A 14521-nucleotide genomic window follows, 5' to 3' on the forward strand; every position below is an offset into this window, starting at 1 on the left:
CTGATCCGCAACGCGCATTCCTGACGAATCTTGAGGATCTCCTCCCCGCGACCTGCGTCTCAATCGTCGATCCCCACCGACGTGTCCACCTGCCCGAACCACGGATCGAACCGACGTTCGCCGCTGAGGGTGAGCCTCAACTCCATCACCCTCCCTCACCAAGTTCTCCACCGATTCCCTTTCACCCGCTTCACCACCAAATTTTTCGGCCACCCACCCCCTAAGCAAGATCCCAGGCTCCCAGGCCAATCAGGACGCTCCATCGAAGAAGAATCCCAAGGACAGGGAACACACCCAATCCAGACTTGAGTTGTCTGACAACTTTGCTTCCCTCTTTCCACCACCGCCATGTCCGACTTTTTGACCGTCTCCCGCGAAGCTCACGACCAACTCGTTTCTGCCGCCTACCAAGCCCGTGGCTACACCGCTACTGAGGCCGCTGAGGGCACCAAGCTCGCCGCTGAAGCCGCCCGCCATGGCATTCGCACCCACCACGCTCTCAAGGCCCTCCATCTCGATCACCTTTTCGGCTCCGCAACCGGTGGTTGTGTTCCAGGTGCCGAAATCGAAGTCATCCCCTCGCGCTTCAAAGGGTCTGAAATCTGGAATGCCCACCGCAAACTCGGTCAAAGCGTCGCTTACCGCGCCATCGATCGCTGCATCGAACTGGCAGATGAATTCGGTATCGGCCAAGTCGCCGTCGACGACGCCTTCCACTACCTGTGGGGCGGCGGCTACGTCATGGAGGCGGCTGAACGGGGCTACATCGCCTACACCAATTGCACGTCCGCCCTGGCCGAGGTGGTTCCCTTTGGCGGAAAATTCCCGACCCTCGGCACCAATCCCCACTCCTGGGGCCTGCCGACTCAAGAAGCCGTAGGATTCCCGATGGTGAGCGACTGGGCCACTTCGGTCGTCGCCATGGGGCGCGTTCAAGCATTGAAGCGCGAGGGCAAAATGCTGCCTCCCCACGCTGCCGTCGACCGCGAAGGCCGCCCCACTACGGACCCAAACGAAGTCGCCGCCCTTCTCCCCTTTGGAGCCCACAAAGGCTATGCCATGTGCCTCCTCAATGAACTTTATGCCGCCTTCATTGGCGGTTCCTTGCCCACCCTCCGAGGGCGTGCTGCCACCGCCCCTGAAGGAGAGAAAACGACGACCACCTTCTACTTCCACGTCATCCACCCCGAGGCCATTTCCGGCGGTGCCTTTGCCCAAGGCCGCAGCCAATGGGAGAATCTCAAAGCCGTCATGGCCGATCTTTTCGGCCACGGCAATGAGACCTGCATCCTCCCTGGCCAATTCGAAGCCGAGGCTCGACAACGCTCCGATGCCGCGGGCGGCCTTCATTTCACAGCTGCCGAAATCGCCGAGTTCAACGAACTCGCCGAGGAGATCGGAGCCCCCGGTTTGCAGCCCATGTGATCCTGTTCACCTCCGACTTGGGAGAACCCGTCTCCCAAGTTTTCCCGACATCCCTCCTTCCTCCCCCTTGACCCCGTCCCTGGGAAAGCCGAGCCTGTCGGCGTCTCATGGCCACAGCCCTTGCATTCAGCCCGATCGACGAAATCCTCGCCGATATCGCCGCCGGAAAGATGGTGATCGTCGCCGACGATCCCGAGCGCGAAAACGAAGCCGACCTCGTTGGGGCCGCCTCCCTTTGCACTCAGGAAACCATTTCCTTCATGGCAACCCATGGCCGGGGGCTCATCTGCGCTCCCATCACCGCGGAACGAGCGGAGGCCCTGGAACTGCCTCAAATGACCCGCCGCAATCGCGAGGGTCACAAGACCGCTTTCACCATCTCCGTCGATGCCGCATCCGGAGTCACCACCGGCATCTCCGCCGCCGACCGTGCCCGCTGCATCCAATTGCTCGCAGACCCTCAGGCTGGTCCCGATGACTTCGTCCAACCTGGTCACGTCTTCCCCATCCAAGCCGTGCAGGCGGGCACCCTCCGTCGCGCCGGCCACACCGAGGCCGCCATCGACCTCGCTCGACTCGCAGGCCTCCCTCCCGCCGGAGTGATCTGTGAAATCATGAACGACGACGGCTCCATGGCCCGCGTCGGAGAACTGGGGACTTTTCAGCAACAGCACGGCCTCAAAGCCTGCACCATCGCCCAGCTCATCGAATGGCGCCGCCGCTCCGAGAAGCTCGTCGTAAGGGAAGAAACCATCAAACTGCCCACCGACCACGGTGACTTCGATTGCCACCTCTATCGCATCGAAACCGACGGCACCCATCACCTAGCGCTCACTCGCGGTGACATTCACTGCGATCAGCCGACCCTCGTGCGGGTCCATTCGGAATGCCTCACCGGCGATGTCTTCCTTTCCCAACGCTGCGACTGCGGGGGTCAACTCGACGCCGCCCTCGAACACATCTCCAAAGAAGGGGGCGTCCTCCTTTACCTCCGCCAAGAAGGCCGGGGCATCGGCCTCGCCGCCAAAATCCATGCCTATAAGCTTCAGGAACAAGGACTCGATACGATCGAGGCCAACGAACGCCTCGGCTTCTCCGCCGACCTCCGTGACTACGGCATGGGGGCTCAAATTCTTCAGGATCTAGGCGTCGGAAAAATTCGCTTGCTCACCAATAATCCCAAAAAAGTCGTCGGCCTCGAAGGCTATGGACTGGAGATCGTCGAGCAGCTCCCGATCCGGCTCCCCGCCAATCCTCACAATGCGCGTTATCTCGAAACCAAACGCGACCGCATGGGGCACGCACTCTGAATCAACCCCTCGCAAAGATTTTTTGATTTTTCCATATTTTTAGCCGCCCTACGGAAACACGTAATTTCCAACGACTTTCAACCCGGCTATTTGGTCAACCGATGGGGTCTATCCGGCAACTCGTCAAAAAAAGTTGCCCATATTTTTAAAAACACTTAAACACATGGGCGCTCACCCCTACACCCCATGTCGTCCCCAAGAACCCGCCTCACTGCGGCCTGCTTTCTGCTGGCTGGAGTGATCCCTCTGTTAGGGAGTCCTCCGCTGCCCCACCAGCAGGGCTACTCCGCGAATCCGATCAGCCGAATGGCTCGCGTCGTCAACCCTGACCTCGCCGAACTTGAACAACGGATCACCGCCCTGAACTCGCGCGTGCGAGGCATGGCTCCCTATTCGCCCAAACCCGTCAAACAAGAGTTCGGCTGGCGGTCCATCGAGACCGATCCCAACCAGAAACCCCAACTCACCCTCGACCTCGGCGAAACTTACCCCCTTGGCGATATCTATCTGATCCCAGCGCTCCCACCATTCGGCGAAACCCAACGCCTCTTTCCCCAGCGCCTCACCGTCGAAGTCGCTCGCCTCGCCGACTTCTCAGACTCCAAACTCATCTACACCACCGCCGAGGATAAAACGGAATCGGATGGCGGCTTCCCACTGCGCATCCCCACCCGAGAACTCGACGCTCGCTTCGTTCGCCTTACCGTTGACCAAGGCCATCGCCGTGGCGACCAAGCGGTTGCCATGATCTCGGAAATGATGGTGCTTTCCGGTGGCCAGCCCGTTTCCATGACCGCCAAGGCCCAAGCCACCGGCTCCATGGACAGCCCATCCCAGTGGAGCCCCGAGTATGCCATCGACGGCCAATCACCCCTCGGCATTTGGCAGTCCGGACGTTGGAATCGCTCTCGGGGCCAACTCCTCGAACTAGTTGATGCCGAGGATGTCGTCACCTGGCAGTTCGATCTCGGCGAATCCGCCGCCCTCGACCGCGCCACGATCTTCCCCTACGAACTTCCCGAGGTCGGCGGCACCAGCTCACTCCCGTCGACACTTCAAGTCGCTGTCAGTGACACTCCCCATCCGGACGAAGCTTCCTTCACCGCCTGCTCAGGCGGTGAAACCTTCAGCCCCTGCACGGTTCCTCTCCGTGGAAAAACTGGCCGCTACGTCACCATCCGCGGCTCGGGCCCCTTCAGTATCGGCAAACACCACCTCGTTGGAATTTCTGAATTCGAGATCTGGTCGCTCGGCCGCAACCTCGCCGCCAACTTCATCCCTGTCCTGAAGGTCAACGAGAAGCTCATCGCCGCTTCTGAAGAACTGACCGACGGTCGCGGCAATGGTCTCGAAATCATGCCCGTCGGCGACTGGCTGCTCGACATCGACCAACGTCACAAGATTGAGGAGCAACTCGCCCTGCTCACCCCCGTCTGGAACAGCAAAGTCGCCGAGTCGGAAATCAATGTCACCTGGGGAGCCTCGGTCGCGATCGGCCTCACCTTCCTCATCCCTGTCGCCATCTTTGAGCGCCGTCGTTTGGTCTCCCGCAAGCACATCGATCAACTCCGCCGTCGCATCGCCTCTGACCTCCACGACGACATCGGAAGCAACCTCGGCAGCATCTCCCTGATCGCCCGTTCCGCCAAGCGGGACCTCTCCCGGGCTCACGATCCTGACGCCCTCGCCGAAGACCTCAACGAGATGGAAACCATTGCTCGTGAGAGCTCTCTGGCGATGCGCGACATTGTTTGGCTCCTCGAAAGGAACCAAGACAGCATCGGAGATTTCGTCGAACGGATGCGCAATACCGCCGATCGCCTGCTGCGCGACATGAAGTTTGAAATGACCTGCAAATCGAACCGGACAGCCCTCAAGCTGACCCTCGAATCCAAGCGTCATCTCTTCCTCTTCTACAAAGAAGCACTGCATAACATTCTTAAACATTCCAAGGCTTCTAACGTCAGAGTAAATATCTATGATTACCGCGATAGTTTGATCATGGAAGTTGAAGATGACGGGATTGGCCTACCCCTCGACGAAGCGGGGAAAGCCGCTGCTGTCAGGAAACTTACAGCCCGTGCAGCCGTGCTGGATGGGCGTTTCAACGTCGATTCTGCCCCCGGCAAAGGGACACGCTTGCGTCTTGAGGTGAAAAGAGCGAATCTCCTCGCGAACAAAGCCGCGGCATGAACGAAAAAACCCCAAATGAGCCGATCCGGATTTGGATCCTGGAAGACCACCCCCAATTCGCCAAACAAATGACCCGGCTCATCTCCGGAGAAGATGATCTGGACTGCGAAAAGGTCTTCGCTCACCCCAACGAACTCTACTCCGAGATCAACTTCGGCACCCCCCTCCCCGATCTGATGATCTTCGACCTCGGCCTGCCGGGCAAAGATGGCCTGCAGGTGCTCCGCGAGGTGAAGGAGAAATACCCCCAACAAAAAATCGTCATTTTGACCGCCTTTGACGACCGAGAGCGCGTCTACCGCGCCATCTGCAACGGCGCATCCGGATACCTGCTCAAGACATCCGAACCTGACGATATCATTCACGGCATTCGTGACGTCATGAATGGCGCCGCCCCGCTCAGCGGAGCCATCGCCAGCATGATCCTCGACGGCTTTGCCAAACTCGGCCCAGTCGAAGAAACTGAGCCACTCACCGGACGAGAAGAGGAGGTCCTGCGAGCCATGGTGCGCGGGCTGATCAAAAAGGAAATCGCCGACGAATTGGAAATCTCGCTCCACACCGTCGACATGCACCTGCGCAGCGTCTACCGGAAACTGCACGTCCGCACCCAAACCGAGGCCGTCTCCAAAGCGATTCGCAAGGGCTTGGTTTGACCCCCCTCAACTTCTCTGCCGCCATAAACGGCACAGCTCTCCTTCGCAGACGGTGACTTCGTTGCCGTCTGCGGTTTCGTATACGCCCCGAGGCTCCACGAGCCGGCGTAAGGCCTGACGCTCGGTTAGATCCACTCGACTGCCGACGCTCCACTTCCTCACGCCTCGCAGGCGCAGATCCAAGGCCCCAAGCAGCACAGGAGCGTAGAAGCCGTGCTTTTCAGCCAGAAGCGATCCCGCACGCAAAAGAGCCTCCGCCTGCGTACGGTAACTCGCATTGCCTGTCAGGGCTTCTAACTTGAGAAGGTTGACCGCTGCAGCATGGTTCGGCGCAGGCTCCGCTCCATCGTGGTCCTCCCGAATGATCATCAACTCACGCCCTGATAGGGAGGGTCGCATCACATAGCCGATCTTCTCATCGCTCCAAAACTGGCGATCCAAGCTCCCTTGCAGCTCGACGGCCCAATCCAGCCATCCCTCGTCTCCAAGAGCATGCAGTTCGATCAATCCCTCGATCAGAAAAACATAATCTGCCGGGAAGCCTGAAACTCCCGACTTTCTGCCCCGCCAGGATCTCTCCAATTGCCCACTGGACCACAACTCCTTGCGCAGAAACTTGGCAGCAGCCGTGGCGGCCTGCATCGCCTCCTCCAAGCCAAGCACTCTCGACGCCCGGGCCAAGGCCCCAATCATCAATCCGTTCCACGCCGTGATGATCTTATCATCCCGGTGCGGTCGTAACCGCTTTTCGCGAACCTCAAGGAGATGCTTACGGATCGACTCCAATCGCTGGGGGGCATCTGCACCGAACACCTCCACCCAACGCGGCTCACTCAAAGCCTGATAAAGGGTATTCCTCCCCTCCAACTCGCCATGGGGGTCGCTCTCCGGCCGGGAGTTCCCTTGCAGTTCAATCCCCCAAACAGCGCAGGCCAGGGCTGCATCGGACGGCGACAAAACCTCCTGAATCTCCTCCGCCGTCCACGTCCAGTAGGCGCCCTCTTTCACCTCTCCATCCGCATCCCGGCTGTCAGCGTCCTCCGCCGCATGAAATCCCCCCGCTGGATCCGTCAGGTCTCGAATCACATACTCCACCAAGCGTTCCGCCACTTCGGCATGAGCTCGCTCCCCCGTCCACTGCCAAGCATCCAAGTAGAGGTGCAGCAACTGAGCCTGATCATACAACATCTTCTCATAGTGAGGAACATGCCAGTAGCGGTCCACGGAGTAGCGGTGAAATCCACCGGCGATCCGATCGTGCAGGCCTCCAGCAGCCATCCGCTCAAGGGTTCTCTCTACCATTTGCAGGGCGCTCGCCGCCTCGTCACTCTCCGCGCCAAAACGGTCTGCCAGTTGCAGCAACAGCCGCGGCACCGAGGGGCGAGGAAACTTCGGAGCCATGCCCCAACCTCCCCATTCGGGATCGAAGCTGGCCTCGCAATGGTCCAGAAAATCTCCGAACACTTTCTCTCCTGGCAAGCCACGCAGCACCACATCCGCCGTACTTTGTTCCTGCAAATGCTCCGCCACCCGAGTGGCCGCTTCCTGCATCCTCGTGCGATCCTCCCGCCACAACCGGGCCAGTTCCCGGCAAACCCGGGGAAAACCCGCCCTACCATGCCGATCTTCCGGCGGAAAATAGGTTCCGCCGAGAATCGGCTCCCCGTCTGGAGTCAGCCAGACACTCATCGGCCAACCTCCCTGGCCCGTGGTGGCCTGCACAAAGGCCATGAATGCCGCATCCACGTCAGGACGCTCCTCGCGGTCCACCTTCACACACACAAACCCTTCATTCATGACCGCCGCGATCGCCTCACTTTCAAAGCTCTCCCGCTCCATCACATGGCACCAGTGGCACGTCGAATAACCCACTGATAGAAACACCGGCACATCCCGACGACGTGCTTCCTCAAACGCCGCTTCTCCCCACGGCAACCACTCCACCGGATTGTGCTGGTGTTGCAGCAGATAGGGAGACGTTTCACGGGCGAGGGCATTGGGCATGCGCCAACCTAGGGACGGCCCGTCACCCTGTCGCCCGGATTTTTTGAACGAATCGCGACCAGAAAGTCCTACCCCCCAAACGGAAGCTTGCCGGTCCCGCGCGGAGCCACCGGCTTCTCCGGCCCTTCATACACCCTCACATAGTCAACTCGCATCTCGACCGGAAAAGCCGTCGAAACATCCGGATTGCCCAGAAACTGCCCGCCCACTGCCAGATTCATCACCAAGTGAAACGGTTGGTCGAAGGGAGCCGGCCAGGGATTCAAGTCACTCTCGGACTGCGGCACAGCGCCCTGGCCAACATTCCCCTCCAAAGTCTTCGATGAACTCCACCAAAAACGCTTCGTCGAATAATTTTCCCCATCCACATACCACCGCAATTCACCCGGCTCCCACTCCAGCGCATAGACGTGCCATCCATCGATACCCTCCCCCTCTGGAAACTCAAATTCACCTCCACTGTGAACGTTCCCAGGCCAACGGGACCCATAGTGGATCGTTCCCAAAATCCTCCCCGGCTCCTGCCCACGCGCTTCCATGATATCGATTTCCCCGGATGCTGCCCACGGACCATAGGGGTTTCCCTGGTCGGGTAACATCCACAACGCCGGCCAAATCCCCTGCCCTGTGGGAAGCTTCGCGCGAAACTCAAAACGCCCATACTTCTGCGAGAAGAGCGTCTTACCATCCCTTCTGACCGAGCGCAATCGGCCCGAGGTATACCCGCATCCATGCAGGGACTCCTTCAAAGCGCGGATCACCAACTCCCCATCGCTTACCGCCACATTGCGCTTCTCCTCCGTGTAATACTGAAGCTCCTGATTGCCCCATCCAGCAATCCATTGTTGGGCATCATATGCGTAGTAGCCGTTGCCAATCTGATAGTCCCACTTCTCCGGATCCAGTTGCTCGCCATCAAACTCGTCGCTCCAAACCAATTTCCAGGGAGTTTCCGCGCCTGCCGCCAGACCCACCGCTACCCATCCAGCCAAGATTCGCATCGAAATCATCTCGCTTGCCCTTACGCAGCCACCCCAAGCGTCTTTCCGGAATCTGTGTCACGGCGAATAGACCATCACGGGGCCCGTACCCCCTCCCCCTTGAACCCGCCGCAACTTCTCCACGGCCTTCACGACACATCCCGCGGCCTCCACCACTTCCTCACGCGTATTCATCCGACTGAATCCAAACCGCAAACTGCTCCGCGCCTTTCCATCCGAAAAGCCCATCGCCTTCTGTACATGACTCGGCTGCTGCTTCCCCGTCATGCAAGCACTTCCCGCCGAGCACGCCACCCCCATCTCATCCAACAAGATCAAGAGACCCGCCGCCTCACAACGCTCGAAGGAAAGATGACTGGTCGTCGAGACCCGGTGAATCAGGTCGCCATTCACCGTGACCCCCTCCACGCCACCCACCACACGAGCTTCAAAATCATCGCGCAACCCCCGGAGATCACGACCAGCCTCCAACCACAGCCGCGCCAACTCCGCCGCTTTTCCCATCCCCACGATCCCGGCCACATTCTCCGTTCCGCTCCGTCGATCGCTTTCCTGGCCACCACCCCGCAGCAAGGGCTCAAAGCGACAACCGCTCCGGACATAAAGAGCTCCCACTCCCTTAGGTCCATGAAACTTGTGCGCGCTTAGCGAGAGAAAGTCCACCGGCACCTCCCGAACATTCACCTCCACCTTACCCATCGCCTGAATCGCGTCGGTGTGAAACGCCAGGCCTCGGGCATGCGCTTTCTCACAAGCCTCCACCCACGGCTGAATCACTCCCGTCTCATTGTTGACCGCCATCACCGACGCAAAGCCTCCCCCCTCCTCAGCCCGAGCGCAGGCTTCATCAAATGCCTCCAAGTCCAGGCGCCCCCCTGAATCCACACCACATTTCTCCACCGCGTAGCCGACTTGGGCGAAATTCTCGATCACTTTCAGCACCGCACTGTGCTCCACCGCCGTGGTCACCACCCGACCGGATTTCCGGCCCACCCACCGCGCAAGCCACTTCAAAGCCGTATTCGTGCTCTCCGTTCCCCCGCTCATGAAAACCACCTCCTCAGGGAGGGCTCCCAACCACACCGCGACTTGCTCCCGCGCTTGCTCCACGGCCTTCCGCGCCGCTTTTGCCCCACGATAAGAAGCATTCGGGTTGCAGTATTGCTCCGTCAACCAAGGCATCATCGCCTCCACCACCTCCGGGAGCATCGGAGTCGTCGCATTCGCATCGAGGTAAATCACCCGCCCACGCTATCCGCTCCCGCTCGGCGATCAAGCCGCGCTCCTGCACTGGACAGAGGCCCCATCCCACTCCAAGCGTGAAACCACCCATGCGCCGACTCATTCTCATCCTTGGCGACCAGCTCGATGCCAACTCCCCCGCTCTCACTCACGCCGATCCTCACCAAGACCGGGTCTGGATGGCCGAGGTCACCGAGGAATCCACTCACGTTTGGTCCCACCCTCAGCGCATCGCCCTGTTCCTCGCCGCCATGCGTCACTTCCGCCACCACCTCACCGAACAAGGCTGGACAGTGGACTACTCCGAACTCGATGCCCCTGAGAACACCGGCAGCCTTTCCTTTGAGCTCACCCGCACCCTCGAGAAGCACCGACCCCAACACGTCGTTCTCGTCGAACCGGGTGATCATCGCGTTCGCCAATCCCTGCTGGAAACCTGCCACCACCTGGGAGTTCCCATCGAGTTCCTCCCCGACAGCCACTTTCTCTGTTCGATCGAAGACTTCCGGCGGCATGCATCTGAACGCAAATCGCTCCGGATGGAGTTCTTCTACCGTGAAATGCGCCAACGCCACCACGTCCTCATGGAGGACGATCGCCCCGCCGGCGGAAATTGGAACTACGACTCCGAAAACCGTAAAAGCTTCGGCAAGGAAGGGCCTCAGAACCTCCCCTCACCGATTCATTTCGAGCCCGATGAGCGCACTCAGGAAGTTCTCGAACTCGTCAAACGCCGCTTTCCCAACCACCCCGGATCACTGGATTCTTTCGCTTGGCCCGTCACGCGTCGCGCCGCACTCGCCCGCCTGAGAAACTTCATTGAAAAGGCTCTCCCTCACTTCGGCGATCATCAGGATGCCATGTGGACCGGCGAACCTTACCTCTACCACTCCCTCATTTCCACAGCTCTCAACCTCAAACTTCTCCATCCCCGTGAAGTCATTGATGCCGCAGAGCAGGCCTGGCGTGAAGGCAAAGCCCCCCTCGCCGCCACCGAGGGGTTCATTCGCCAAATCCTCGGCTGGCGAGAATACGTTCGCGGCATCTACTGGCTCCACATGCCCGAGTATCTCGAGCAAAATGCTCTGGGAGCAGACCAACCTCTCCCGGACTTCTACTGGACCGGTCATACTTCGATGCACTGCCTCTCCCAAGTGATCCGCCAAACCCTCGACACGGGGTATGCTCACCACATCCAGCGCCTCATGATCACCGGTCTCTATGCCCTCCTCCTCGGTGTTCGTCCCAAGGCGGTGCACGAATGGTACCTCGCCATCTTTGTCGACGCCGTCGAGTGGGTCGAACTCCCCAACACCCTCGGCATGTCCCAATTCGCAGATGGCGGCATCATGGCCTCCAAACCGTACTGTGCTTCCGGAAAATACATCCAGCGCATGAGCAACTACTGCCGCCATTGTCCCTACGACCCAGCTCAGAAAACCGGCCCCCGCGCATGCCCATTCACCACCCTCTATTGGGACTTCCTGCTCCGCCACGAATCGAGCTTCGATGCCAATCCACGCATGAAAATGCAGCTACGCAACCTCTCCCGGCTTTCCCCAGACGAAAAGGCAGCGATCCATCACCAAGCCGAACTCCTGCGCCAGCACCCGGCGGCACAAAAGCCTCAGCATCTCTCCGATCCCGATCTTTTCTCCTGACTCATTCCCTCCTCGGCACCACCGGTTCGATCGAATCCTTTGCAAGCCAACCTTGGCTCGCCGTCCCGTCCACCGTCACCCAAAACCAATCGCCCTTTTGCTCGCCCAATCGAACCTCGCGACCCGCCGGTAAACTTCCTTTCTCCTGCGCTGTCTCAAACGGCGAAATCCGCATCGTAGCAGGCCCTCCGATCACGACCGCACGCGTCGTCACCTCGTCCCACCCCCTTAGCATCCACGACGAGCCCACCGCAACCAGACCTCCTAACACCCCCACCGGCAATGCGATCCAACGACCTGGCTTTCGACTCCATGCCCAACCGAGAAGCACCCCCATCGGCATCATCACCGCGCCGAGCACGGCCAATTGCGACCATTTCCGCCACGACAACCGACTCCGCCAACTGGACCATCGATCCGATTTCTCCACCGTGAACACCGCCGCTTCATCCCGGATCCGCTTGAGGTTTGCCTGCAAATCCGGATCCCGAGGTGCCAGCAACAGGGCTCGTTCCAACGCAAGAATCGCCCGGCCCTCTTGCCCCAATTGGTGATAGGCGCTGCCAAGATTCTGTAACACCGAGACCCGCGGCCCGTCCCTTTCCAGAACCTTCTCAAAACCCTCCGCCGCCTCCTCAAACCTCCCGGAATGATAGTCCACCAAGGCCCGCTCAAAGCCTTCGTCCGCCCGGACTGAGGCACCGAATAACATCCCAAGACCCACCACCACTCTCCAAAACTTGCCTTTCATATCATGCGCGGGTGGAAGCTTCTGAAAGCCTTTTCAATCCCTCATGCAAAACCTCTCGCCATTCTTCCAGCGAGCCGGCGCTTGCGACCTCGCCCGAATACTCCATCCGATCTCCTGTCCGCCAAAGCTCCAGGCATCGTTCCTCAACTCGGCCCTCCAAATCCGTCAAAGTCAGCGACTCCGGGCGTACCTCTCGGAATTCGGCAAGGCGACACTGCAACGCCTCTCTCGCCGCACGGAAGAATCCCGGAACATCCCCCCGTCTCACCGCCTCTTCGGCAGCCGCCAACGCCGATGCTTCGGCAGCTCGCACGGCGAGCCATGCCAAACGCCGAGGGTCGACCTCGCGCTGCTTCCATATTCCCCACCCCAACAGCGCCAAGGCCAAACTTCCGCAACCCACCACCGTCGTCGTCACCCTCTCCACAGGCCATGGCTCATAGCGACCTACCCGGCCCAAGGTCTCACGAACGGGAGCCAACTCCGGACCATCTGGAAGCGGAGGGCGCTCGTTTCCCCCATCCTTTTGCTCGCCTTCGTCGAGAATCACCGTTCCCGTAATCGCCACCTTCTGGCCATCGGATTCGAGAACCTGATAGGCCCCAAGGTCGGGATCAAAGTACGTCAATCCCAGTCGAACGTCCTTCGCTCCCGGCCGCATTGGAACCACATTGAAGGAAAACTCCTTGGTCCCTTCGAACGATGCTGCATCTCCCGGTGAAAAATCCTCCTGCCCCTCATACGTCTTCCATTCATCGGCGGGAAGGGGCTCGGGTTGCTTGAGCAGCGTAAAATTCCCAGACCCCTTGATCCTCGCCCGAACCCTTGTGGGCTCCCCGGTCTCCATCGTTTCAGGAATCTGGACCGACTCAAATTCGAAGGTTCCGATCGCTCCCGAAAAATTTTCTGGCCGACCTTCCTTTGGTAGTTCCAACACTTCCAACTCCGGCGGTTCGGGCGTTTTCAGCGTCACGTCTTTCTGAACCATGGGCGTGAAAAGATCGTCAAATGGAGAGCGACCAAAAAACGGATCTTCGAAACCAGGGAGACCCTTTTGGGCCGAGCGGTCGGGAACTGCGACCGTACAATCGAGCGACAACCCAGCAGGATAGGTTCCCGCCTTCGTTGCCGACAATCCCGCATACCACGTCAGAACGCGGTAGTCTTTGCCTTCCAGATTCTTGATCTCCTGCCGCGGTTGCTCACTCAGATTCTGCAGAGTGAATGCGCCCCCCTCGGGTCGTGGTTGCCCCCCCAACGAAACGCGCACCCCCACCGGAAAATACGCCTGAATCCTTACCGGAGCGATCTCTCCAGGATACACATGCTTGCGATCCTTCTCCACCATTTGGAAGGTCAGATGCCCAAAATCCGATTCCTCTCCCGGCACCTTTTCTTCATCTCCCATCCCTCCCGGCTCACCCGATGACGACGGCCGCACCTTCAAATGCAGACGGTCCGTCTGAAAAACCTTCCCTCCCACTCTGACCGGAAACGAAGGGATATCATACTCTCCCGGGACGTGAGCCCCTACGATGTAAGAGTAGACCATCGCACGACTCACCGTACCATTCACAATCTGCATGGTTTGTGAACGACCCCGAGGATTCACCACCAGATCCTTCACTTCAGGAATCTGAGGAGCCTGATCCGCATCTCCACCTTCGATGCGAAGGGTGAGCATCGCACCGTGGCCAGCCTCGACCACATCCGTCGAAAGCTCGGTGGTGACTTCGGCACCTTGCAATGCCAGCCACCCGAAAAGCCAAAACAGCAAAACTCCACGCATCGTCATCACCAAGTCTTTCGATTCCTTCCCCGCCGCTCGCGGTTCTGATCGGAGAGCGGCACCGGGATCACCACCCGTTCATCGTTCCCCAAACTCTCCAAGAGACGCAAAGCTTCCTCCCGCGACATCTCACCCTTCTTCCGCTCATCACCCACCGATACCTCAGGGGTTTTTGTTCCTTGCGCTTCCTTGGCGTCTCCAGCTTCACCTCCAGAAGGCGCCGACTCCTCCGGACGCTGCCTTTCCTCCTGCCCTTTCATCCCCTCCTCCTTGGGGTTATCTTCGGAGTTCTTCGGCTCCTCTTTTTGAGAATCTTCAGCATCCTCCCCCTTACCCTCGTTCTTCTTCGACTCCTCCTGAGGATTCCCCTTCGAGTCCTGTTGTGAGTCCTGTTGTGAGTCCTGTTGTGAGTCCTGTTGTGAGTCCTGCTTCTGATCCTGCTTCTGATCCTGTTGCTGATCCTGTTGCTGATCCTGCTTCTGGTCCTGC

10 protein-coding genes and 1 pseudogene are annotated in these 14521 nt (G+C 59.4%); 5 read left to right on the forward strand and 6 right to left on the reverse strand.

Annotated elements, in window-relative coordinates; translation table 11 throughout:
- Positions 1-348: 348 nt before the first annotated feature.
- From HNR46_RS07250 to HNR46_RS07265, 4 genes are all read left to right on the forward strand, one after another.
- Entirely contained in the window at positions 349-1425 is a 1077-nt protein-coding gene (locus HNR46_RS07250; protein ID WP_184017281.1) for an Ldh family oxidoreductase, read from the forward strand.
- A gap of 107 nt (positions 1426-1532) precedes the next feature.
- On the forward strand, positions 1533-2735 hold the full coding sequence (locus HNR46_RS07255) for a bifunctional 3,4-dihydroxy-2-butanone-4-phosphate synthase/GTP cyclohydrolase II (protein ID WP_184017283.1): 1203 nt from the start codon (positions 1533-1535) through the stop codon (positions 2733-2735).
- Positions 2736-2921: 186 nt separating this feature from the next.
- Entirely contained in the window at positions 2922-4928 is a 2007-nt protein-coding gene (locus HNR46_RS07260) for a sensor histidine kinase (protein ID WP_184017285.1), read from the forward strand.
- The gene (locus HNR46_RS07265; protein ID WP_184017287.1) at positions 4925-5584 is read left to right on the forward strand and encodes a response regulator; all 660 of its coding nucleotides are present in this window, start codon (positions 4925-4927) and stop codon (positions 5582-5584) included. The genes HNR46_RS07260 and HNR46_RS07265 overlap by 4 nt, the downstream gene beginning before the upstream one ends.
- Positions 5585-5590: 6 nt before the next feature.
- Here HNR46_RS07265 and HNR46_RS07270 read toward each other — a convergent pair whose 3' ends face one another.
- The 3 genes from HNR46_RS07270 to HNR46_RS07280 all read right to left on the reverse strand — a co-directional run bounded on the left by HNR46_RS07270 (position 5591) and on the right by HNR46_RS07280 (position 9831).
- On the reverse strand, positions 5591-7588 hold the full coding sequence (locus tag HNR46_RS07270) for a thioredoxin domain-containing protein (RefSeq protein WP_184017289.1): 1998 nt from the start codon (positions 7586-7588) through the stop codon (positions 5591-5593).
- Positions 7589-7656: 68 nt separating this feature from the next.
- Positions 7657-8589 (reverse strand): glycoside hydrolase family 16 protein, encoded by a 933-nt coding sequence (locus HNR46_RS07275; protein ID WP_221285062.1) that lies wholly within the window; start codon positions 8587-8589, stop codon positions 7657-7659.
- A 57-nt stretch (positions 8590-8646) separates the two neighbouring features.
- A complete protein-coding gene (locus HNR46_RS07280) occupies positions 8647-9831 on the reverse strand; it encodes an aminotransferase class V-fold PLP-dependent enzyme (protein ID WP_184017295.1) in 1185 nt (394 codons plus the stop codon).
- A gap of 89 nt (positions 9832-9920) precedes the next feature.
- Here HNR46_RS07280 and HNR46_RS07285 point away from each other — a divergent pair, with 89 nt between their 5' ends.
- The gene (locus HNR46_RS07285; RefSeq protein WP_184017297.1) at positions 9921-11492 is read left to right on the forward strand and encodes a cryptochrome/photolyase family protein; all 1572 of its coding nucleotides are present in this window, start codon (positions 9921-9923) and stop codon (positions 11490-11492) included.
- A 1-nt stretch (position 11493) separates the two neighbouring features.
- Here HNR46_RS07285 and HNR46_RS07290 read toward each other — a convergent pair whose 3' ends face one another.
- The 3 genes and pseudogenes from HNR46_RS07290 to HNR46_RS07300 all read right to left on the reverse strand — a co-directional run.
- A complete protein-coding gene (locus HNR46_RS07290) occupies positions 11494-12243 on the reverse strand; it encodes a tetratricopeptide repeat protein (RefSeq protein WP_184017299.1) in 750 nt (249 codons plus the stop codon).
- A gap of 1 nt (position 12244) precedes the next feature.
- Entirely contained in the window at positions 12245-14032 is a 1788-nt protein-coding gene (locus tag HNR46_RS07295; protein ID WP_221285063.1) for a BatD family protein, read from the reverse strand.
- Between the two features lie 5 nt (positions 14033-14037).
- Positions 14038-14521: pseudogene (locus tag HNR46_RS07300) on the reverse strand (hypothetical protein); the annotation flags it as partial.

Origin of the sequence: Haloferula luteola (genome assembly GCF_014201715.1) — a bacterium.
Classification (GTDB): domain Bacteria; phylum Verrucomicrobiota; class Verrucomicrobiia; order Verrucomicrobiales; family Akkermansiaceae; genus Haloferula; species Haloferula luteola.